Source organism: Nocardia sp. CA-135953, assembly GCF_050955735.1.
Lineage (GTDB): Bacteria > Actinomycetota > Actinomycetes > Mycobacteriales > Mycobacteriaceae > Nocardia.
This window is the reverse complement of the sequence record NZ_CP192082.1, coordinates 2,366,147-2,388,722: the sequence shown is the minus strand read 5'-3', so window position 1 is coordinate 2,388,722 and position 22,576 is coordinate 2,366,147. Positions and strand designations below refer to the sequence as shown.

The window sequence follows — 22,576 nt, the reverse complement described above, 5'->3', positions numbered from 1 at the left end:
CGGTGAGCGGAGCGGGTGGATGTGCGGCACACGTTCAGAGTATCGGTAACCGGGCCGACTACTGTGCACCACATGACCTCTCGGGGACCACTAGGTGGTTCGACCAGCGACGCGTATCCGGGCGCGGCACCTGCCGCGAACAAATCTGTCCCTGTCGTGCGACGCGCCCGAACCTCCGATGTACCCCAGATCAAGAGCCTCGTCGATGAATACGCCGGTCGGATCCTGCTGGAGAAGAACCTGGTCACCCTGTATGAGGCGGTACAGGAATTCTGGGTGGCCGAACTCGACGGCCGGGTGGTCGGCTGCGGTGCGCTGCATGTGCTGTGGGCCGACCTCGGCGAGGTGCGCACGGTCGCGGTGCATCCCGATGTCAAGGGGCATGGTGTCGGTCGGCTCATCGTGGAACGGCTGGTCGCGGTGGCCAGGGAGCTCGAGCTCGGACGGCTGTTCGTACTCACCTTCGAGGTGGACTTCTTCGGCAGGCACGGATTCGTGGAAATCGACGGCACACCGGTCACCGCCGAGGTGTACGCGGAGATGTGTCGGACCTTCGATCCTGGTGTCGCCGAATTCCTCGACCTCAGCTATGTGAAACCGAACACCCTCGGCAATACTCGAATGCTGCTGAACCTCTGACCAGAACGGATCGATCGTGCCCATCTTCGCCGTGCACTACACCTACGCCGATGCCACCGTCGAGGCGCGCGATACCTTCCGCCCGGAACATCGGGCCTGGCTCAACGGCCTGATCGACGGGGGTTCGCTGCTGACCAGCGGTCCCTACCCGGACGGCTCCGGCGCACTGCTGCTGTTCCGGGTCGCCGACGAGGCGGACCTCGTGGAACTGCTGCCGCAGGATCCGTTCGCCCGCGAGAACCTCATCGAGGATGTACGGGCGGTCGAGTGGCTGCCGGTGATGGGCACATTCGCTTCCTGACCGCCCGGCCGACCACCGCGTGTCGCCGCTCGACACTCGGCGGTCAGCAAACTCGCGGCGACACGCCGCGTCAGGTGCGGAGGAATCCGCGCCCACCGACGCAGACTCCCCCGTATGCGCATATCCGTCGCGATTTTCGCGTCGATGTCGGTCGCAGGCCTCGCACTCACCATCTGCTCGACGGCCGCCGATTTCGACACCACGGCAAACTTGACGGTCGGGGATCGTCCATTGCTGCGACCGGGTTCGGTCGACGAGTCGATATACCGCGCCGCCGACGGCTACTACTTCCGGACGGCGGACGGCGGCATCGCATGCGGCTTCCTCGATGAGCCGTTCGGACAGCCGAAACGACCGGTGGGCTGCCAGGGCGCGACCCAGCCCACCCCGCCGGCGATGCAGGCCTGCTGGGGCATCGACCCGAGTGCGGCCGCACTGGCCGTCGGCGAGAGCGCCGGATATCTGTGCGTGAATCGGGGCTACTTCGTCGGCACCGCATCCGGAGTGAATACCGACGCGCCGGTGCTGCCCGTCGGGTCGAGCCTGAGCGTGGCCGGCTTCACCTGCCTGGCCCAGCCCGTCGGGGTGACCTGCCGCAATGACGCGACCGGGCGCGGCTTCGAGATCACGCCCGAAAACAACCGGGTCTTCTAGTCGGCTACTCGGCTCTCGACGGACCGGGCCGCGCCACGGGTTTTGATCAGGCTCGCGACGGTCGCGATGAGCAGAATCCCGATGATCACGCTCAGCGAGACCGGCGTGGAAATCTCCGGTACCTCGACGTGCCGACCACCGTTGACGAAAGGCAGGGTGTTCTCGTGCAATGCGTGCAGCACCAGTTTGACGCCGATGAACGCGAGAATCGCCGAAAGGCCGTAGGACAGGTAGACCAGGCGATCCAGCAGGCCGCCGATGAGGAAATACAGCTGCCGTAAACCCATGAGCGCGAAGGCATTCGCGGTGAACACGATGTAGGGCTGCTCGGTCAGACCATAGATGGCGGGGATGGAGTCCAGCGCGAACAGCAGGTCCGCGAAGCCGATTGCCAACAGCGCCAACAACAACGGGGTGATCACACGCCGGCCGTCGATCCGGGTGCGCAGTTTGTCGCCATCGTATTCGTCGGTGGTCGGGAGCACGCGTTTGGCCAGCGCCACGATCCGGCTGTCGCGCTTCTCCTCCTGCTCGACCTCGTGTCCGCTCTCGCGCAACAGTTTCACGGCCGTATAGACCAAAAACAGGCCGAACAGATAGAACACCCAGCTGAACGCACTGATCGCCGCCGCACCGACGGCGATGAACACACCCCGCATGACCAGCGCCAGCACAATGCCGATCAGCAGTACCTTCTGCTGGTAGATCCGCGGCACCGCGAAGCTCGACATGATGATGACGAAGATGAACAGGTTGTCCACCGAGAGGGCCTTCTCGGTGACGAAGCCCGCGTAGTACTCGCCCGCGAAGGTCGAGCCCCACTTCCAGGCGACGAATCCGCCGAAGACCAGGGCCAGACCGATGTAGATCGCCGACCAGGTGCCGGATTCTTTGAAGGTCGGATCGTGTGGTGTGCGGACGTGGGCGAAGAAGTCGAAGACGAACAGACCCAGGATCACCACGATCGTCAGGATCCATTCGAGTGCGGTTATCTGCATGTGGGCTCCGGGGCGGAAACTCGGTTCATGACAGCAATCATGCCCGATTTGTCCGTTCTGTCGAGCTAGCGGAAGAGTTGCTGACCATAATTTCACATACGGGTCGGGCGGCCGACGTGTCACCTTCGCGAACATGAGCGACGACTACAGTCGCGGTTGCTCCGACCTGGCGGATGGCTGTTACCGCGCGAAAGCCATCCGATGCTGCCCTTCCGAGCGACCTGCAAGCAGTCGCCTGCGGTGTCCGCGACGGCGCAGGTCGGTGGTTCGATCCCCCCGGCGGGTACCAAAACCATTCCCTCGTAGCCCAATTGGCAGAGGCACGGGACTCTGCCGCCGAAGCGGTCTCACTCCTCCGGGCTGTCCGGCTCCGCGTCCCCGCCACCACGGATCGTCCACAGCAGTCCCTCGAGCTCATCGGGCTTGATGAGCACATCGCGTGCCTTCGACCCCTCACTGGGGCCGACGACACCGCGGGTCTCCATCAGATCCATCAGGCGCCCGGCCTTGGCGAAGCCGACGCGCAGTTTGCGCTGCAGCATGGAGGTCGAGCCGAATTGCGAAGTGACGACCAGTTCCACGGCCTGGACGAAGACATCCAGATCGTCGCCGATATCGGGATCGACATCCTTCTTCTCACCGGCCTTGGCGGCGGTGACGCCCTCCTGGTATTCGGGTTCGGCCTGGTTCTTGGTGAAGTCGACGATCCCGTGGATCTCCTCATCGGAGATGAACGCGCCCTGCAGCCGGGTCGGCTTGTTCGCGCCCATCGGCAGAAACAGTCCGTCACCCATACCGATCAGCTTCTCCGCGCCGGGCTGATCCAGGATGACTCGTGAATCCGTCAGTGACGATGTGGCGAAGGCCAATCGGGACGGCACATTGGTTTTGATCAGTCCGGTGACCACGTCCACCGAAGGCCGCTGCGTCGCGAGTACCAGGTGAATGCCTGCGGCGCGGGCCTTCTGGGTGATACGCACGATCGCGTCCTCGACATCGCGCGGCGCGGTCATCATGAGGTCGGCGAGCTCGTCGACGATGGCAAGAATGTACGGATAGGGCCGATAGACCCGTTCGCTGCCCAGCGGCGCGGTAATGGCACCCGACTTGACCTTCTTGTTGAAGTCGTCGATGTGGCGCACCTTATTGGCCTGCATGTCCTGGTAGCGCTGTTCCATCTCCTCCACCAGCCAGGCCAGCGCGGCGGCGGCCTTCTTCGGCTGGGTGATGATGGGGGTGATGAGGTGCGGAATGCCCTCGTACGGCGTGAGTTCCACCATCTTGGGGTCGATGAGGATCATCCGGACCTCGTCCGGGGTCGAGCGCGCCAGCAGCGATACCAGCATCGAGTTCACGAAACTCGACTTACCGGAACCGGTCGAACCGGCGACCAGCAGATGCGGCATTTTCGCGAGATTCGCCGAGACGAAATCGCCCTCGATATTCTTGCCGAGTCCGATCACCAATGGGTGGTGGTCATTTCGGGTCGAGGGGGCCTTGAGCACATCGGCCAGGCGCACCAGTTCGCGATCGGAGTTGGGCACCTCGATACCGACGGCGGACTTACCCGGAATCGGGGCAAGCAGCCGAACATTCTCGGTGGCAACGGCATAGGCGATATTGCGGGCCAGCGCGGTGATCTTCTCGACCTTCACACCGGGACCGAGTTCCACCTCGTAGCGGGTGACCGTCGGGCCGCGCACGAAACCGGTGACCGCCGCGTCGATCTTGAACTGCACCAGCACCTCGGTGATCGCCTCGATCATCGATTCATTGGCGGCACTGCGCTTCTTGGGCGGATCGCCGTTGGTGAGCAGTGTCAGCGGCGGGAGGGTGTAGTCACCTTCGACCTCGCGGTCGTTGATGAACTCCAGCTGCTTGGGTGGCGGTGGGGTCTGGTCCTCGACCTTGATCGGGGCGCGTTTCTTCGGCTTGGGCTTTTCTTCGGGCGCCGCGTCGGTCGCAATCGGTTTCGCATCGCGCAATGGCGGTTCGCCCATGACCTCGGTAACCGCATCGGAGCCGCCGAATTCGTCGGGCGGATAGTTCTCCTCCGGGGTGCGCCCGCGTCGCTTCGACTTGGCATTGCGATGCAGCGGGAATCCGTCGGCATCGTAATTGGCCGGATCGAAATCGGATTCGCCGCCGTAGTCACCGTATTCGTCGCCACCGCTGCCGGTGCCGAAGTACTCGCGCAACCGCTGCGGTACCTCGCGCACGGTAGTTCCAGTTACCAGCAGCACACCGAAAATGATGGCCAGCAACAGAATCGGCACCGAAAGCCAGGCGGTGAGCCCGCTGGTCAGCGGGCCGCCGACCACGAATCCGACGAAACCCGCTGCACGCGAACGCCCGTGCGCATCGGTCGGCGATCCGGCGGCGATATGCCAGAGACCCAGGACTGGCAATCCGATCAGCAATCCGCCGAGTACCAGCCGCGGGCGGATCTCCGGACGTGCCTCGGTCCGCATCAGCACAATGGCGATTCCGGTGGCCACGAACGGCAATCCGGCCGATGCCGACCCGGAGACGGCACGAATCGCCTCCTCGACCCAGTGCCCGATCGGCCCGGCCGCCGAGAGCCATACCGCGGCCGCGATCACCGCGCTGAGGGCGATGAGGGCCAGCGCGATGCCGTCGCGGCGATGACCGTGTTCGATTTCGCCCGCCCGGCTCACGGCCCTGGTGGTGGCGCCGAGTCCGCGCGCGAGCATATTCCAGCCGCTGGTGATGCCGCGGCTGATGACCGCGAGCGGTGCGGTATCGGACTTGCGACGGACCGGGCGGCGCGCCGGCGCGGTGCGGGCGCGCGGTGCGGGCGCGCGGCGTTGAGCGGTGGTGCGAGCCTGGCCCGAACGAGATGCCGCCGTGGTCCTCCCCCGGGCCGATCCCGCCCGCGCACGAGTGGTCGTGGAGCTGCGGGACTTACCTGCCATGAACTCAGGCTAGCCGCAAACGCCCCATCCAGACCATCAACCACACACGTAACTGTCCCGCCTCCCGGACCTTTTGCCGGTCGTGAGTGCCTCGGCAGTCTCGTACCGGGCCGCAGGTAAAGTGCTAGAAGGCTTTTGGGCGTGCCCGACGAGTTACCCCTTGTGCGCACGAAATCAGCCGTCTGTTTGGCGTGTCGACCGAGCGACTACACCCCCGGACATGATTACACTGACCGATCCAGCTCCAGAACAGTCCGCACATCGGCGGGATCACCTTCGGTTTCGATCCGGACCTCATCGCGGCCGAAGGCGTGCAGCAGCAGTTCCGAGGGCTTGCCAGTCAGGGTCACGTGCGCCGTTCCGGACTTCGTATGGACTACGGCCCGCCTGCCGTCGGGGGTGGCCAGTTCGACGGTGACCGGCGCTTTGCGGTAGGCCATGCGGCCCATGCGACGCAGCGCCGACCACAGTTTGTCCTCCTCGGCGGCGGACAGGTCACGCGGCTCCCAGCCGGGTTCGCCGCGGCGCACATCCTCATGATGGACGAACATTTCGGTCAGATTGACGACCGCATCGACCGGTTTGAGCGGCGACCACCACGGTGGGCCGGAGCGCACATCCGCCAGCAGGTCCGGGAACGGCCGCCGCGCCGCCTTGGCCTCTACCGACTCCAGATATCCGGCCAACGGTTTCAACATGATGCCAGGCGACGCGTCCGGGCGGCGTTCCCGAACAACCAAGTGCGCGGCCAGATCTCGCACCGTCCAGCTGCCGCACAGCGTGGGCGCGTCCGGCCCCGCCGCAGACATCATGTCCGCCAGTGCCCGACGTTCCCGTTGCGCCATGCTCATCTGCCGAACATATCGGATGCGGAGTCGGTGCGGCAGTCCGACTCCGGCGGACGTAGCTGTCAGACGCCGATGACCGTCGGCACGATCATCGGGCGGCGACGGTAGGTCTCGGCCACCCAGCGGCCGACCACCCGCCGCACACTCTGTGCGATGCGGTGGGTATCGGTGACGCCCTCACCGGCCAGTCGCAGCAGTTCGGCCTCGACGAGTTCCGCGGCATCGACGAGTGCGGTCGGATCATCGGAGAACCCGCGTCCGCTGACCTCGGGCGTGCTGACCGCCTTACCGGTGGTCGAGTCGACCGCGAGGGTGATCGAGATGAACCCGCCCTCACCGAGGACCAGTCGATCCGAGAGCGTCGATTCACCGACATCACCGACCGAGAGTCCGTCGACATACACGTGTCCGACCGGCACGCGTCCCGCGATCGAAGCGATCCCGTCGACCAGGTCCACCACCACGCCGTCCTCGGCGAGCACCACCCGATCCTCCGCCACACCGGTTGCCACGGCCAGTGCGGCATTGGCGCGCAGATGCCGCCATTCGCCGTGCACCGGCATGGCATTGGTGGGCCGCACCGCGTTGTACAGGTACAGCAATTCACCCGCGGACGCATGCCCGGAGACGTGCACCTTCGCATTCTGCTGGGTGATCACCGTGGCGCCGAGCCGCGACAGACCGTTCACCACGGCGAATACCGAATTCTCATTGCCCGGAATCAGCGAGGAGGCCAGCACCACGAGATCGTCGGCGCGGATGTTGATCTGGCGGTGTTCACCGCGCGCCATCCGTGACAGCGCCGAAAGCGGTTCGCCCTGCGAGCCGGTCGAGATGAGCACCAGCCGATCGCCCGGAAGGGTCGCGGCGACATCGAGATCGACGACCACACCGTCGGGCACCGTCAGATAGCCCAGTTCCTGCGCGATCTCCATATTGCGCACCATCGAGCGACCGATGAAACACACTCGCCGCCCGTACCTCTGGGCGACATCGACCACCTGCTGGATGCGATGCACATGGCTGGCGAACGAGGCGACGATCACCCGGTGCCTGGCCTTGCCGATCACCGTATCCAGAACGCCGCCGATTTCGCGTTCCGGCGTGACGAAGCCCGGTACCTCGGCATTGGTGGAGTCCACCAGGAACAGATCGACGCCCTCGTCACCGAGGCGGGAGAAACCGGCCAGGTCGGTGAGGCGACCGTCCAGGGGGAGCTGATCGAGTTTGATATCGCCGGTGTGCAGCGCCACACCGGCGGGCGTGCGAATGGCCACGGCAATGGCATCGGGAATCGAGTGGTTGACCGCGAAGTATTCGCAGCCGAACGGGCCGTGCGTGGTGTGCTGGCCCTCGATCACCTCGACGAGCTTGGGACGCTGCCGGTGCTCGCGGCATTTCGCGGCCACCAGCGCGAGGGTGAATTTCGAACCGACGACCGGGATATCGGCCCGCAGGCGCAGCAGGAACGGCACCGCGCCGATGTGGTCCTCATGGCCGTGGGTGAGCACGATGGCCTCGACATCGTCCATCCGGTCCTCGATGGGCCGGAAGTCGGGCAGGATCAGGTCGACGCCGGGCTGCTGATCCTCTGGGAAGAGCACGCCGCAGTCGACGATGAGCAGTTTCCCGCCGTATTCGAAAACGGTCATATTGCGGCCGATTTCGCCGATGCCGCCCAGGGCGAAGACACGCAGACCATTCTTGGGCGGCTTCGGCGGGGCACCGAGCCGATCGGCTGCTGCCCGCTCGACGGGAGCAGACACGGGTTGCTCACCGCGACCGCGACCGCGCTGCTGACGGCCGCGCGCCGGTCTGCGTGGCTGCTCGGCCGGGGCCTCGAGCGCGGCCTTTTTCGCGGGGGCCTGCTCCGGTGCGGTCTGTCCGGACGCGGTATCGGACCGCGCTAGCTCGCCGACGTCGGATTGCGCTGTCCGATCGGACTTTTCGGCGCCGGCCGGTGGACGCTGCGCGGCGGGTTCCGGCGCGCCCGCGGGCCGGGTCGCGGTCCGGCGGGGGCGACGACCTGCTGCTTCAGTCATGACTGCACCTCACTGCTGGTCGGTTCGATCATGTCTGACAATGCGGTGATTCTGATTCGCTCACTCCTCATGAAAGCACCCCTGCCAGCCGGAGGTCGGCGGCGAGGGCATCGAGTTGTTCGGTGGTCGGCATCAATTGCGGCAGGCGCGGTTCGCCGGCATCCATTCCGAGCAGGCGCAGCCCGCCCTTGCTCATCGCGACACCACCAAGTCGCGACATCGCGGCGTTCAACGGCAGCATGCCCGCATTGATCTCACGGGCGCGCACGACGTCACCCGCGGTATAAGCCTCGAGCAGGGCACGCAGCCGCTCGGGCACGAGATGTCCGATGACACTGATGAATCCGGTCGCGCCGACCGACAGCCACGGCAGGTTCAGCGCGTCGTCACCGGAGTAGAAGGCCAGATCGGTATTCGCGATGAGATCCGCGCCCGCGTTCAGATCCCCCTTGGCATCCTTGACCGCGACGATGCGCGGATGTTCGGCGAGTTTGCGAATGGTGTCGCTGGCAATGGGAACCATCGAGCGCGGCGGAATGTCGTACAGGGTGACCGGCAGGTCGGTGGCGTCGGCGACAGCCGTGAAATGCGCGATCAGACCTTCCTGGGTGGGCCGGGAGTAGTACGGGGTCACCACGAGCAGGCCATGCGCGCCCGCGCGCTGGGCATTGCGCGCGAGTTCGATCGAATGCGCGGTGTCATAGGTGCCCGCGCCCGCGATTACGGTGGCGCGAGCACCGACGGCATCGACGACGGCACGCAGTAGATCCGCCTTCTCCGATTCGGTGGTGGTCGGCGATTCCCCGGTGGTACCGGAAATTGCCAGCAAATCGACGCCGCGATCGACCAGGCGGGCCGCGAGCGCGACCCCGGCATCGACATCGAGCTTGCCGTCGACACCGAAGGGGGTCACCATCGCGACACCTACCGTGCCGGACGCACGCAGCTCCGTAGGCGTCGATTCACCGTTCGTCATGGTCAGAAAGGCTACCCGCTCCCGGGAACAGCCTCGACACCCTTATCGCCGAACGGCCTGCCACGGCGAGTGATTCACCTCGCAGTAGTCGATCGTGATGTCAAATCCATCCTTGAATGACGTCAGAAATGGCGTCACAATGATGTCATGGATTTGAACAAATACACCGCCCAGCTACGCGAGGACCTCATCGCGGCCGCCGCACTCGGCGACGAAAAGACCCAGGCCACCGCGGCCGCCCTGGCCGCCGCAACAGCGAGTTCGGCACGATTGGCGCTGCTCGCGGCGCTATCGGACCTCGCCGCAGAGGTCAGCGCAGAGCTCGGAGACCGCACAGTTCACGTCTCGGTGGACGGCACCGATGCGACCGTCGACGTGCGAAAGAATCCGGCGGCGGACAACGAGCATCCGACGATCGAGGAGATGACCGGCGATATCAGCCGAGTCACCCTGCGGATGGTCGAGCAATTGAAGTCCAAGGCCGAGGAAGCCGCTGCCTCCAGCGGGGTTTCGCTGAACTCGTGGCTGTCGAATGCCGTCAGCGGTGCGGTGCGCGACCAGATGCGCGGGTACGGACCCAAAGGCGACATCTGACTTGGATATCACTTCGAGTACCGCTAACTATTGCGAGCAGACCCGGTAGCTGATTCGATCGGATTATGGTCAACGTCGACCACGCCCGCCGTCCGTCGCTCGCCGGGCGCGGGCTGAGGCTGGCAGTCAAGGTTGTCGTGCGCGGTCCGCAACTGCACGCGGAAACCGAAATCGGCCTGAGCGGTTCACAACAGCGCCGCGAGATCGCCGCGATCACCGATCACCACCTCGTCGAGTTCGAGCCAGTCGGCCATCTCACGCAGCGCATCGGTGAGTGCTCGCACCGTCTCCGGAGTGCTGTGGCCCGGTTCGGCGAAGGCACCCGGCACCAGCAGCCTGCCCGACGCACGCTCGGCACGTAGGTCGACGCGTCCCACGAGTTCTCCGTTCAGGAGGAACGGAAATACGTAATACCCGTGCACCCGTTTGGGTTCCGGCGTGTAGATCTCGATTCGGTAGTGGAAGTCGAAGATCCGTTCGGTGCGGGTTCGGAAGAAGATGAGCGGATCGAAGGGGCACAGCAAGGCCGCGCCCTCGATTCGGCGCGGGGTCGAGGCACCGACGCGCAGATAGGCGGGTTTACCCCAGCCCGCCACCTCGACCGGTTCCAGCTCTCCCGCATCGACCAACTCCGCGATGGCCGGTTCGGTTTGTGAGCGGTGCAGGCGGTAGTAGTCGCGCAGGTCGGTCTCGGTCGCGACGCCGAGTGCGGTGGCCGCGCGCAGGACCAATTCCCGTACCGCCTCGGCCTCGGATACGTTGCGCGCCAAGATCTCCGGCGGGATCACTCGCTCGGCCAGGTCGTAGTGGCGGGTGAACCCGACCCGCTTGTCGACCGATAGCGCACCTGCCGCGAACAGCGCCTCGCAGATCATCTTGGTATCGCTGAGATTCCACCAGGAGCCCTTGGGACGCGGCTTGTCCAGTTCGAGGTGGCGCTCCACCTCACCGGCGGTGGCGGCGCCGACCTCGGTGATGACGTCGACAATGTCCTTGCCGAGGGTGGGATTGCGTTCGGTTACCCGGCGCATGCCGCTCCAGCGCCCGTGTTCGTATTTCCGCATCCGCCAGCGCATGAGCGGCCAGTCCTCGACCGGAATCAGTGCGGCCTCGTGCGCCCAGTATTCGACCAGCCGCCGCGGGCGGCGCACACCATTGCTCCAGGCGGCATTGTCGAGCACCGTTCGGTCGTAACCGCCGATCCGGCTGAACACCGGCGCGTAGTGCGCGCGCACCACCGCCGATACCGAATCCAGTTGCAGCAGTTGGGTTCTGCCGAGCACGTCGAGGATCGTCCGCCGGGTCGGCGCGGCCGGTTTGCGCCGCCCGAACCCCTGCGCGGCAAGCGCCGTCCGGCGCGCCGCGACCGCACTCATCGTCCGCATGACCACGACAATGCCATGGGGGTACGACAGGTCAGGTCGAGACCGAGACCTCGCCCGCGGTATCGATCTCGGTGCGCCGATCCCGATCCGGTGCATTCGCGAGCACCGTGGCCAATACCCGTCGGCCCATCGGCAATACCCGAACGGTCACCGAACCAGCATTGGCGGCATCCAATTCCCGAGTCGCCGATTCGATCACCTGCTGGCGCACCCACTTCGGCACCCCGGCGAATCCGCCGTCGTCGAGCAGCACCACCTCGACCCCCCGCGAACGTGCGCCACGGGCGGCACTGCTCAATTCGTCGGTCACCAATTGCGGTGCGCGCAGACCGTCCCGGAGTTCGGCCTCCAGCAGCCTGCACTCGTCGCGTTCGCCCGCGGTGAGTTCGGCGCCGTCGGCGATGCGTTCCAGAATCGGCCGCGCCACCTTGTCCAGCCGAGCCAACTGCCGATCCCGTTCGCCGTTCTGCGCGGCCATGGTCGCCTCGGCGGCCGCGCGCATGGTGGCCTCCTCGCGCAGCAGCCGCAGCGAGCGCTGCATCGGCCGCATGACCGCCGCGCCGATCGAAACCCCGGCAACCGTGGCGATCGGCACGATGGATCCGACCACCACCCGCAGGCCGTTCGTCGCTCCGACCACCGCGATCACCGCCGCGATGCCCGCGACACCGCACCACGCCGCACCCAACCGGCCGCGGACCACCAGCACCGCGAGCACATAGGACGACGCGAATGCGGTCCAGACCTGCTTGGACATGCCGTGGTCGATACTCACGGTGGTCAGCGCCGCCGCGATCGGACCGGCGGCGGCCACCGCGATCGCGGCGGGCAGCGGCAGCGGATCGACCGGGATCACCAGGACCAGCACTCCGGCGCCGGCCACCAACACCAGCGCGGTCGCGGCCAGCAGCAGCGGCGATTCGTCGAAATTGCGCACCATGTACAGCAGGATCGTGGCCTCGAAGATGACCAGGAAGAGCCAGGCGGACCGGTCCCGCAGCCCGAGCAGATCGCGCAGGCCGAATTCGTTATCGGTTTCAGCCATCGCCACCCCAGACCAAGGTCACCGTGGTTCCCTCCCCCGGTTGGGATTCCACGAATCCGGCGCCGCCTGCCAGCTGACGCATCCGGCCGAGGATGCTGACCGAGACGCCGAGCCGATCGGCGGGCACCCGGTCCAGATCGAAACCCGCGCCGTCATCGCGGAATACGACCCGGATACCGCCCGCACTGATCGTCACCGTGACGGTGCGCTGCACGGTGCGGCCAGCAACGGTGGCGTGGCGCAGGCTATTTCGCGCCGCCTCGGCCAGGGCGGCGGCGATGGTGCCCGCCGCGTGCACCGGCAGGCGCAGGTCATCGAGTCCGGCCCAGCGGCGCGCGGTGAATCGGATGCCCGGATTCACCTCGTGGATTGCCGAGCGCAGGAAGCCGATCGCCGATTGCGCGTCCAGTCGGTCGGGTTCGGTATTGGTGCCGCGACATTCGTCGAGTTGTTCCAGCGTGCGTTCTGCCTGACCGCGCAGCACCGGCGATTCGGCGCCCGCCCGCGAGGCGTCGAGCAGGGTCGACAGCACCGCGTCGTGGATCAACGCGGTGAAGCGGGCGCGCTCGCGATCGCGTGCCGCGGCACCGGCCACGGCGGCCGCGCGGCGGCTCGCGATCACCGATTCCCGGTCCACCCGCGCGGCCGCCGCGAGCGCGTAGACGCAGCACCACAGGAACAGTGCGCACAGGCCGGCGGCCCTGGCGAAATCGCCGAGCAGCGACCAGACCGTCGCATCGGGCAGCACGTACCGGTTCGCCACTGCCGCGGTGGCGGCGCCGACCAGGAGATAGCAGGTTGCCAGCGCCGGGCGCCAGGCCAACACGGCCGCCAACACACCGAGCGCGATCACCCGATACATCCACACCGATGTGGTGTCGGTCAACGGCACGGCATAGATGAACGGCATGGTTGTAAGCGCCGCAAGATAACTCAGCGCGGCCGCACCGGCCACCACGCGAATCGCCCTGCGGCCCATGGTGAACGAGACGACCGCGAGCACCGGGAACCAGCCGAGCGCCACGCCGACCACCAGGCTCGCCCACGGGCCGGAGACGAATTTCGCCTGGTCGGCGATGTCGGGTAATTCGACGATCGCGACGATTACACCGGCGATTCCGACGGCCAGGCCCATCCGGCGCAGAATGCGATCCGAGGCCGCTTCGATGATTTTCTCCCTGGACACCGCGATCCGCCCACGGCGCCACCGCCTCGCCCGGAACGGGTCGGCGGAACTCGCAGTGGTTATCGAGGTGTCCAGCGCGCTGGACGCGGTCATCCGCGGGGATGCCGCTCGGGAACCGGTAGCCATCCGTCCTCTACCGCCCGCTTGTAGAGGTCGGTCTTGGTGGGAGCCGGACGACCCGCATCGGCGTACTTCTGCCGGATGCGCCCCAGGTAATCATTGACGGTCTGTTCGGACAGGCCCGTCAGCCGCGCGACGCGGGAGGCCTTCTCACCGGAGGCGTAGAGGGTGAGTACCTCTTCCTGGCGCGGGCTCAGACCGACATCGGACAGTTGCGGATCGCCGTCGATGGCAGCGGCCCAGTCGGTGGTCACCACCTGCTCACCCGAGGCGGCGCGGCGTACCGCCGCGACCACCGTCGGCACATCCTCGGATTTGCGCACCACACCGAGCACACCGGCCTTCGCCGCGGCGCGCACCAGGAACGCGTTATCCGCGCCGGTGAATACAAGGACCTCGACGCCGCGGTTGCGCAGCCCGCGCACGTTGTCTTCCGGCGATGATCCGTCGGCCAGTCGCAGATCCAGCACGACCAGATCCAGCGGGGCGCTATTCGCCGCCGCCGCAAGCAGTTCCGGTACGGTCCCCGCGGTCAGCACCAGATCGAGATCGGGTTCCGGCGCCAGCATCGCGGCAAGCCCGATCGCCACCGATTCGTGGTCTTCGACCAGCCCGATCCGGCGCGGTGCTGTTTTGCCCCCTTCGGCCCACATCACCTCGATACTCCGTTCCCGAGCAAACTCGTCACATCCCCGCCGCTACACCGTCGCCTCGTAGTATGCCCGGATCCGCCGGATACCGGTCAGACACCAAAATTCGGGGGGGACGTACATTACCCCATGAGCTGCGCCGCAACGGTCGCGCCGAGTTCCCAGCATTGCTGGATCTCCTCCTTACCGGGCGCGCCCATCACGATGACCGGCGCGGCAACCTGCTCCCAGCCGAGTCCGGTGGTCACGCTTCGCACACCGCGTTCGGCCCCCTCGGTGCCTTCATTGCCGTGTAGATAGAAGCCGAACGGCCGACCGCGCGTCGAATCGAGGCACGGGTAGTAGAACGTGTCGAACGCATGCTTGAGCGCGCCGGACATATATCCCAGATTCGCAGGGCTACCGAGCAGATAACCATCGGCGGCCAACACATCACTCGCGGTGACCGCGAGCGCGGCCCTGCGCTCGACCTCTACCCCCTCGATCTCCGGATCCGTCGCTCCTGAGACCACCGCCTCGAACATCGCCTGCACATGCGGTGACGGAGTGTGATGAATGATCAGCAGCCGTGGCACATCCAGCAGCGTACTGCCGCCTTGAACTCGAGTTGAATCCAAGTGCCCTCGGCTATTGACTGGCGACCGAAAAGGAGGAAAATAGAGGTTTACACCAGAAAACCGGAAGTGCCGAACTGTCGGCGGAGACGTCCAAAGGCATCGGAGACACTTTCGAGGATCTGGCCAGGCCCCCGGCAAGCCAGTCGAATATCGGAGTTGTCAGCGACGACTGAAACTCATGAATTCGATGGAGACTACCGGGGACTGCTCTGTGCGGGGGTTCTTTTGCTCGAGCCCCAGTTCCCGAGGGCCCAAATCGCGAACGCCTTCGATTCCAACTACCCAGGCGACATCCATACATATCCCTGACGCACATATCGCGCCCCACGACAATGCACTGATGGCGCAGCCTTCTCGACATTTGCCTCCACCACTACATGGTGATCATCCATGCACAGGACATCGAAGCTCACGAGGATGCGCTGGTGGTGGGGGCTTCTTGGTGTTCGGGTGCGCCGATGCATGGTGATCGGGTGGCCGGATTCGAGGGTGGCGCCAGGGTGGCGATGGGGTCAGGGGGTGTGGTCCAGTTTTTCCAGGGCTACTGCGCGGCGCATGGTTTCGCGGGCTCGGGTGCGGTCGCCGGCGTAGTCGTAGGCGCGGGCCAAGCGGTAGGACACGCGCCAGTTGTCGGGGTCGGCCTCCCATTCCTGTTTGACCTTGATGAAGAGTTCGTCCGCGGCGGCGCGCTCGATGCGGCCGGAGGGGCGGCGCGGGAGGTCCGAGGTGTCGAGTTCGAGGCCCTCGTCGTGGATGCGGCGGGCCAGATGCTGATGCGCCAGGGCCGCGCGGACGGTGGCGACGACGATCCAGACGCCGAGCAACGGCAGGATCAGCACGCCGATGCCGATGACGACGGCTACGAGGTCACCGGAACCGATGAGGCTGAGCGCGATGCGGCCCAGCAACACGAAGTAGAAGCCGAGCACGACGACCAGTGCCGCGATGAATGCGACGACCTTGCGGACGTCGGTGCCGCGTGCGTCGGTGTCCGAGCCCTGGTCTTCCGGCTGGACCGGTTCCGGTGTCACAGATCCAGGAACGGGTCGAGCCCGACGGTCAGGCCTGGGCGATTGGCGATCTCGCGGACGCCGAGCAATACGCCAGGGGCGAAGGACGAGCGGTCGATGGAATCGTGGCGGATGGTGAGGGTTTCGCCCTGGGTGCCGAAGAGCACCTCCTGGTGTGCGACGAGTCCGGCCAAGCGCACCGAATGCACGCGAACGCCGTCGACATCGGCGCCGCGCGCGCCCTCGAGTTCCTGGGTGGTGGCGTCGGGGCTGCGGCCGACTCCGGCCTTGTCCCGGGCGGCGGCGATCAGGCCCGCGGTGCGATATGCGGTGCCTGACGGCGCGTCGACCTTGTTCGGGTGATGCAGTTCGATGACCTCGACCGAATCGAAGAACCGCGCCGCCTGCTCGGCGAACCGCATGGACAGCACCGCGCCGATGGCGAAGTTCGGGGCGATGAGCACACCGGTCTCGGGCCGTCCGGCCAACCAGCCGCGCACCTCGTCGAGGCGCCCCTCATCGAATCCGGTGGTCCCGACGACCGCGTGAATTCCGCGTTCCACCAGGAACTTCAGATTCCCCATCACCACATCGGGATTGGTGAAGTCGACGACCACCTGAGTGCCCGACTCGGTGAAAGACTCGAGCGAATCGTCCTTGCCGACGGTCGCGACCAGCTCCAGATCATCAGCCGCCTGCACCGCCGTACAGATCGCCTGACCGACTTTCCCCCGCGCACCGAGCACTCCGACCCGAATGGTCACCGCACCTCCTAATTCCACCAGCTCCACCAACTCCATCAACTCCATCAACTCCATCAACGACACAGCCAGCCTATCGACCCCGCTCCCCTCCCGGTCCGCTGACCTCTTGGATCGGCGGCACGCAGCTCAGGCGCCTGCCAGATTCTCGGCCATCTGCTCCAGCAGGCGAACGGTTTCGAGGTACTGGTCGTCGGTGATGCCGTCGAGCATGGCGCGGCGGCGCTTGCCGATCAGGGTGAAGGCTTGGTGGTGGGTGGTGCGGCCGGTGTCGGTCAGGGCGAGGGTGGCCGAATCGTCGCCTGATGTCAGCAGGACGGCAGGCGAGCCGTCCTGCGACTGACCCCCCGCCGGACGCGCCGCCGTCACCGCAGCACGCGACGGCCGGCGCGGTGGCATGGCGGCCGCGATGGCGGACTGGACCGACCGTGAGCGCACCGAATTCGCCCGCCTGCTAGGACGATTCGTCGACGCCCTCGACGACTACCCCGGCCCGCGCGGCTGAAAACCCTGCACAGACCCCACGAGAGGACGAAACACCGCCGCGCTAATCGAACACGATGACCTGCCGCAGCGCGTGCCCGGCAGCGAGTTCATCCATGGCGCGGTTGATTTCGTCCAATCCGACGTGCGAGGAAACCAGTTTCTCGACGGGCAACCGACCCTCGCGCCACATCCGAACGTACTCCGGGATATCACGGGAGGGCACCGCCGAGCCCAGGTAGCTGCCGATGATGGTGCGGCCCTGCGCGACCAATGCGAGAGGCGAAATGCTCGCACGGGCATCGGGGGCAGGCAGTCCGACCGTAACGGTCGTACCGCCGGGTCCTGTTGCGGCAATGGCGGTTTCGAAGGCGCGGACATTGCCCGCGGCTTCGACGACGACATCGGCCTGTATGCCCCGCTCCACGAGTACGGCCGGTGGGTACACGCCGCTCGCGCCGAGTTCCTTTGCGAGAGTGAGCTTTTCCGGCACGGTATCGACGGCGATCACCTCGTGCCCACCGAGCGACACCGCGACGAGCACCGCCGCCATGCCGACGCCGCCGAGCCCCACGACCATGATCCGATCTGCCGCACCGGGTTTCGCGGAGTTGAGCAGCGCGCCACCACCGGTGAGCACCGCGCAGCCCAGTACCGCGGCAACCTCCGGCGGGACATCCGCATCGACCGGAACCACCGATCGGCGATCGACGACGGCGTGCGTCGCGAAGGCGGACACGCCGAGGTGATGATGCACCTCCGCACCCTCCCGGTGCAGCCGCAGTCCACCGTTCAATAGCGCACCCGCATTGTTGGCAACGCTGCCCGGCCCACACGGCGCGCGGCCGTCACTGGCACAACCCGCGCACTCCCCGCAGCGCGGCAGGAAGGTCATCACCACACGCTGCCCCACCGCGAGATCACTGCCACCGGGGCCGATCGCTTCGACGATGCCCGACGCTTCGTGTCCGAGCAGCATCGGCACCGGTCGCACCCGGTTTCCGTCCACCACCGACAGGTCGGAATGGCACAGCCCGGCGGCCTCGATCCGCACCAGCAACTCACCCGGACCCGGCTCCCCCAGATCCAGCTCACAGACGGTGATCGGCGCCGACTCGGCGAACGGCGTGGGCGCTGCGATCCGCTCCAGGACCGCCCCTCGAATCTTCATTCCACGACGCTACCGCGCAGCGTCACAGACAGAACAACATGTCCCACATCACTCGGGGGTGGCACCATGGAGCGTGATTGGCTAGCCTCGACGCCCGTGACGGTACTCCCGTAGGCCGCCCTTGTACCGAGCCCGGGGTCGGACCGTCACGACACAAGGAGAAATCCCCTGCCCCACCCGTCGCCCGACCACCACCCCTCACGGAATCGCTCCGCGATGCCCTCTGTTCAGTTCAATCACACCATTGTCGGTTGCCACGACAATCGGGTGTCAGCCGAATTCTGGTCGGACATCCTTGGTTTGGAGCTAGGAAAAGAGTGGGGTCCGTTCATCCCGTTGCCGACGGGTAACGGAGTCACCTTCGACTTCGCGAACGTGCCGCCCCACATCACCGAAATCCAGCCGCAGCATTACGCATTCCTGATCTCCGAGGCCGAGTTCGACGCGGCCTACGCCAAGATCCAGCGCTACAAACTGGAGCATTGGGCCGACCCCCGACAACAGGGCGTCAACGAGATCAACCACAACGATGGCGGTCGCGGCGTTTATTTCCTCGACCCGAGTGGTCACTTCATGGAGCTGATCACCGTTCCCTACGGCGGTTGGCCGGCGTAGTGCGCGCCGTCGGGGCAGCCGTCAACTGTGGATGCCCCGACGGGCCGGTTTTGCGGAGCCCAGCCGGCCTGTTCGCACGGGTCGGCTGAGCGTCACACCGCGGCGGTCGGTGGCCAGGGATTCGGTTTCCGGCCGTTTTGCGGGTCGGCACATCATCCCAGACGAGCAGGCACATAGAGCCCAGCGTTGAGAGGTCTGCTGGTCGGCCGCCACCGTCATTGTCGCTTTCCATCGGAACCCGATCAGGTAAGTTTGATGATGATCGAACTTCGATAGACAATACTGCCGGTACGATGATCATCGAACCACTGGGAGGTAGGTCATGACCGAACCCAAGGAATCGGCCACCGAGCCGCCTCCGATCGCCTCGTTACCCGCCGTCCTCGGCGCCCTGCAGGACCCGGTGCGGCTGGAAATGGTGCGACGGCTGAGCAATGCGGGCACCGCCATTCGCTGCGGTGCCCTCTACGAGATGATCAACAAGTCCACCGCCACCCATCACTTCAAGATTCTGCGCGAAGCCGGTGTCATCGAGCGACTGACCATCGACGGACAGACCTGCCAGCGCCTGCGCTCCGAGGACCTCGACAATGCCCTGCCCGGCCTACTGCCCTCGATAGTCGAAGCAGCGAACCGCGCCCACAGCGACTGAGTCAACCCGTGGGCGTCGGCAGCACCGGCGGCGTGAAATGGAACGTCGGAATGGGCGGCGGTGAGAAGTGGAAGGTCGGAACAGTCGGCGGCGATTTCGGGGCGGTCGGCACCGGAGTTCGCTCATCGCTGTGGAAGGGCTGCGTCGCGGTCTGCTGTAAACCCCACCAGATCGCGAGCGCCATCAACGCCGCGACCAACAGCACGCCCCCGACATACGCGTCGAACATCCGCCACCGGTACTCCAGCGCCTGCACCAGCAGAATCTCGAGCAGCAACGTCGTAACCACAATGCCCACGATGGCGACGAACACCCCGAACGCCGCGGGCTGACGAGCCCAATGCCGCAGCGCGGCAAGCATTCCGATGAGCAGCAGCCCGCCAACGACCACGATGATCACGCTCAACAGGGCGAACTCCTCCCCCGCACTGCGATCCGACTCGCCGTCGCGCCGCACGACCCACGCCCCGAACAGCAGCAGATGCGCCAGCGCAGCACCCACCACCCCGACCAGCACCACAATGTACCCGCCGCGCACATCCTCGGCCGACCAGTCCGATCGCAATACCAGCGCACCGATATCGACGACGAAACTCGAGAGCAGCCCGATCACCAACGCCGACAACGCTTCCGGACGCCCTAGCAACCGCTTACGCATATATCCCGGCGGCAGCTGACTACCCAGCTTCCGGAACACGCCGAACCACGCACCGAGGACACCGACGAACAGTGCCGGTGTCAGCACCCGCATGCCACCCGCAGGAATCCACATCGATAGGGAGACCACGGCGGCCGCGAAGAACCACACCCAGGTGGCCAGCCTGATCAGCGCACGCCACATGATTTCGGCGAGCAGCCGACGTGCGCCCGCATTGCCCGGATTCGAGCCGAGCAGTCCACGCAGCGTCGCGACTGCCTTATCCCTGGTCGCGATGTTCTCGAAATCCAGCCGCGCGCGGGTCTGCAGCAGTTCGGCATGCGCCGGGTCCTCGGCGAGACCGGCCTCGACGTGGCGTCGGGCCGCATCCGAATCATGTAGTCGCCGATAGGTTTCCGCCGCGTGGGCGCGTGTGCCCGCATGTGCGGGGGCGAGTTGGGTCGCCCGTTCGAGAGCATCGCGGGCTTCAGCTCGTGGTCTATCGGAGGTCGCCGCATCGGCGACGACTCGCGCGAACACCAGCAGGGCGGCGACATTGTCGGGTGCCAACCGCGTCGCCATGCGGGCATGCCGTTGCGCTTCGTCACGCATGGTGTACGCGTCGTAGGCCAGGGCCGCGGTCAGGTACGCGTCGATGCGTGCCGGATCGGCGGCGATCGCCGCGGTCGCATAGCGCAGCGCCTCGTCGGTCTGATCGAGTCGATAGGCGATGTCGGCCAAGCGTTCCAGTAACACCGGATCGTCCGGTTGCTCGACCAATGCCTCGCCGATGATCCGGCGCGCCTCGTCGAGCCGTCCGAGTTCGACCGCCACCTCGGCACGCCCCAGCGCCGATCCCGTCATATCCACCCCGATCGGATCGGTGGCCGGGCGCGAATCGCACCGGCCACCTTGTTGATCTACCTCAGTCCTCGACCAATCGCCGCACTGCGGCGGGCAAGTCCCGGGTGCGCCGGTACGGTCCGGCTACCGAGGCCGCGAACGGCCGCGCCAGCAGGGTACGGGCGATCGCGGAGACCTCATCGGTGGTCACCGCATCGATGCGCGTCAGCGTCTCCGAGACGCTGCGGTGGTTGCCGTAACTCAATTCGCTGCGCCCGATCCGGTTCATTCGCGATGCCGAATCCTCCAGGCCGAGCACGAGTCCGCCACGCAATGAACCCTTGGCGCGCGCGCATTCCGCGTCGGTAATGCCATTGGCCGCGATCTCTTCCAATACCCCGCGAGCCAACGTCGCCACCTTGCCGAGATTTTCCGGCTGACAGCCGATGTACACCGAAAACGCGCCGGTATCGGCGAAGGTGTCGACGCTGGAATACACCGAGTACGCCAGTCCGCGTTCCTCCCGAATACGTTGGAACAGCCGCGAACTCAGGCCACCGCCGACCACGGTATTGAGCACAGACAGCGGCCAGCGACGCTCCCCCTCGTGCCGCCCGAAGGCGCGCACGCCGAAGGCCAGATGCGCCTGTTCGCTGTCGCGATGGCACCAGTGCAGCTCAGGTGCGCTGTGCGGCCGAAAGCGGCCCTCACGACGGCGGGCAGGCTCAGCGGCCGGGTCGAGCCGGGGCGCGAATGCGCGCTGCACCAATTCCACGGTGTGGTCGTGCTCCACATTGCCCGCGACCGCGACAACCATCCGGTCGGGCCGGTAGCGCCGCAGATGGAAACCGCGCAACTGCGCGGCATTCATCGCCTCGATGGTTTCGATGGAGCCGATCACCGGCCGCCCGATCGGATGATCACCGAAGAGCGCGGACAGAAATGCGTCGCCGACCAGATCCTCCGGATCGTCGTCGCGCATGGCGATCTCCTCGAGCACCACCTGCCGCTCGACGTCCACGTCCTCGGCCCGGCACAGGCCGTTGAGTACGACATCGGAGACCATATCGACGGCCAGCGGCAGATCCTCGTCGAGAACATGGGCGTAGTAGCAGGTCTGCTCCTTCGCGGTGAACGCGTTGAGCTCGCCGCCGACCGCGTCCATCGCCTGCGCGATATCCAGCGCCGACCGCGTCGGAGTCGCCTTGAACAGCAGGTGTTCCAGGAAATGCGCGGCACCCGCGACGGTCGGTCCCTCGTCTCGCGAACCGACCCCCACCCAGACCCCGATCGACGCCGAACGCACGCCGGGCACATGTTCGGTGACCACGCGCAGCCCGCCGGGTAGGACGGTGCGCCGTACCCCCGCGTCGGTGCCCCGCATCTGGTCCATCCGCAGCTCGAGAGACGAAC

At 66.2% G+C, this 22,576-nt stretch carries 22 protein-coding genes; 6 read left to right on the top strand and 16 right to left on the bottom strand.

Annotated elements, in window-relative coordinates; genetic code table 11:
• Positions 1–72 precede the first annotated feature (72 nt).
• The 3 genes from ACQPXH_RS11005 to ACQPXH_RS10995 all read left to right on the top strand — a co-directional run bounded on the left by ACQPXH_RS11005 (position 73) and on the right by ACQPXH_RS10995 (position 1,594).
• Positions 73–639, top strand: a complete 567-nt coding sequence (locus ACQPXH_RS11005; RefSeq protein WP_433602198.1) for an amino-acid N-acetyltransferase — start codon at positions 73–75, stop codon at positions 637–639.
• Between the two features lie 16 nt (positions 640–655).
• On the top strand, positions 656–940 hold the full coding sequence (locus ACQPXH_RS11000) for a YciI family protein (RefSeq protein WP_433602197.1): 285 nt from the start codon (positions 656–658) through the stop codon (positions 938–940).
• Positions 941–1,054: 114 nt separating this feature from the next.
• Complete coding sequence (locus ACQPXH_RS10995) at positions 1,055–1,594, top strand: hypothetical protein (RefSeq protein WP_433602195.1); 540 nt, start codon at positions 1,055–1,057, stop codon at positions 1,592–1,594.
• Here the strand turns inward: ACQPXH_RS10995 and ACQPXH_RS10990 are convergent.
• From ACQPXH_RS10990 to dapA, 5 genes are all read right to left on the bottom strand, one after another.
• Positions 1,591–2,592: a TerC family protein gene (locus tag ACQPXH_RS10990; protein ID WP_433602194.1), complete on the bottom strand. Its 1,002-nt coding sequence runs from the start codon at positions 2,590–2,592 to the stop codon at positions 1,591–1,593. The genes ACQPXH_RS10995 and ACQPXH_RS10990 overlap by 4 nt on opposite strands.
• Before the next feature lie 347 nt (positions 2,593–2,939).
• Positions 2,940–5,528 (bottom strand): DNA translocase FtsK, encoded by a 2,589-nt coding sequence (locus ACQPXH_RS10985; protein WP_433602193.1) that lies wholly within the window; start codon positions 5,526–5,528, stop codon positions 2,940–2,942.
• Between the two features lie 224 nt (positions 5,529–5,752).
• Positions 5,753–6,379 carry a TIGR03085 family metal-binding protein gene (locus tag ACQPXH_RS10980; RefSeq protein WP_433602192.1) on the bottom strand — a complete coding sequence of 209 codons (627 nt, stop codon included), beginning with the start codon at positions 6,377–6,379 and terminating at the stop codon, positions 5,753–5,755.
• Between the two features lie 59 nt (positions 6,380–6,438).
• The gene (locus ACQPXH_RS10975; RefSeq protein WP_433602191.1) at positions 6,439–8,418 is read right to left on the bottom strand and encodes a ribonuclease J; all 1,980 of its coding nucleotides are present in this window, start codon (positions 8,416–8,418) and stop codon (positions 6,439–6,441) included.
• Positions 8,419–8,485: 67 nt separating this feature from the next.
• On the bottom strand, positions 8,486–9,394 hold the full coding sequence (dapA, locus tag ACQPXH_RS10970; protein ID WP_433602190.1) for a 4-hydroxy-tetrahydrodipicolinate synthase: 909 nt from the start codon (positions 9,392–9,394) through the stop codon (positions 8,486–8,488).
• A 147-nt stretch (positions 9,395–9,541) separates the two neighbouring features.
• On the opposite strand from dapA, the gene ACQPXH_RS10965 reads away from it, so the two are divergent.
• Positions 9,542–9,988 (top strand): toxin-antitoxin system HicB family antitoxin, encoded by a 447-nt coding sequence (locus ACQPXH_RS10965; protein WP_433602189.1) that lies wholly within the window; start codon positions 9,542–9,544, stop codon positions 9,986–9,988.
• 185 nt (positions 9,989–10,173) lie between these two features.
• Here the strand turns inward: ACQPXH_RS10965 and ACQPXH_RS10960 are convergent, their stop codons facing one another.
• From ACQPXH_RS10960 to ACQPXH_RS10920, 9 genes are all read right to left on the bottom strand, one after another.
• Positions 10,174–11,373, bottom strand: a complete 1,200-nt coding sequence (locus ACQPXH_RS10960; protein ID WP_433602188.1) for a winged helix-turn-helix domain-containing protein — start codon at positions 11,371–11,373, stop codon at positions 10,174–10,176.
• A 31-nt stretch (positions 11,374–11,404) separates the two neighbouring features.
• Entirely contained in the window at positions 11,405–12,418 is a 1,014-nt protein-coding gene (locus ACQPXH_RS10955) for a hypothetical protein (protein ID WP_433602187.1), read from the bottom strand.
• Entirely contained in the window at positions 12,411–13,697 is a 1,287-nt protein-coding gene (locus ACQPXH_RS10950; RefSeq protein WP_433602186.1) for an ATP-binding protein, read from the bottom strand. Before ACQPXH_RS10950 ends, ACQPXH_RS10955 begins: the two co-directional genes overlap by 8 nt.
• Positions 13,694–14,377, bottom strand: a complete 684-nt coding sequence (locus tag ACQPXH_RS10945; protein WP_433602185.1) for a response regulator transcription factor — start codon at positions 14,375–14,377, stop codon at positions 13,694–13,696. Before ACQPXH_RS10945 ends, ACQPXH_RS10950 begins: the two co-directional genes overlap by 4 nt.
• Before the next feature lie 119 nt (positions 14,378–14,496).
• Positions 14,497–14,949 (bottom strand): flavodoxin family protein, encoded by a 453-nt coding sequence (locus ACQPXH_RS10940; RefSeq protein ID WP_433603418.1) that lies wholly within the window; start codon positions 14,947–14,949, stop codon positions 14,497–14,499.
• Between the two features lie 554 nt (positions 14,950–15,503).
• Complete coding sequence (locus ACQPXH_RS10935; protein WP_433602184.1) at positions 15,504–16,022, bottom strand: hypothetical protein; 519 nt, start codon at positions 16,020–16,022, stop codon at positions 15,504–15,506.
• Positions 16,019–16,765, bottom strand: coding sequence for a 4-hydroxy-tetrahydrodipicolinate reductase (dapB, locus tag ACQPXH_RS10930; protein WP_433603417.1), 747 nt, complete (start codon positions 16,763–16,765; stop codon positions 16,019–16,021). The genes ACQPXH_RS10935 and dapB overlap by 4 nt, the downstream gene beginning before the upstream one ends.
• Positions 16,766–16,891: 126 nt before the next feature.
• Entirely contained in the window at positions 16,892–17,131 is a 240-nt protein-coding gene (locus ACQPXH_RS10925; protein ID WP_433602183.1) for a hypothetical protein, read from the bottom strand.
• Positions 17,132–17,309: 178 nt separating this feature from the next.
• Positions 17,310–18,416: an alcohol dehydrogenase catalytic domain-containing protein gene (locus tag ACQPXH_RS10920; RefSeq protein WP_433602182.1), complete on the bottom strand. Its 1,107-nt coding sequence runs from the start codon at positions 18,414–18,416 to the stop codon at positions 17,310–17,312.
• Positions 18,417–18,632: 216 nt separating this feature from the next.
• On the opposite strand from ACQPXH_RS10920, the gene ACQPXH_RS10915 reads away from it, so the two are divergent.
• Both ACQPXH_RS10915 and ACQPXH_RS10910 read left to right on the top strand, forming a co-directional pair.
• Positions 18,633–19,031 (top strand): VOC family protein, encoded by a 399-nt coding sequence (locus ACQPXH_RS10915; protein ID WP_433602181.1) that lies wholly within the window; start codon positions 18,633–18,635, stop codon positions 19,029–19,031.
• A gap of 322 nt (positions 19,032–19,353) precedes the next feature.
• Positions 19,354–19,683 carry an ArsR/SmtB family transcription factor gene (locus tag ACQPXH_RS10910; protein ID WP_433602180.1) on the top strand — a complete coding sequence of 110 codons (330 nt, stop codon included), beginning with the start codon at positions 19,354–19,356 and terminating at the stop codon, positions 19,681–19,683.
• 1 nt (position 19,684) lies between these two features.
• Here ACQPXH_RS10910 and ACQPXH_RS10905 read toward each other — a convergent pair whose 3' ends face one another.
• Entirely contained in the window at positions 19,685–21,184 is a 1,500-nt protein-coding gene (locus ACQPXH_RS10905) for a tetratricopeptide repeat protein (RefSeq protein ID WP_433602179.1), read from the bottom strand.
• 61 nt (positions 21,185–21,245) lie between these two features.
• Positions 21,246–22,547, bottom strand: coding sequence for a M16 family metallopeptidase (locus tag ACQPXH_RS10900; protein WP_433602178.1), 1,302 nt, complete (start codon positions 22,545–22,547; stop codon positions 21,246–21,248).
• Between the last annotated feature and the right edge of the window lie 29 nt (positions 22,548–22,576).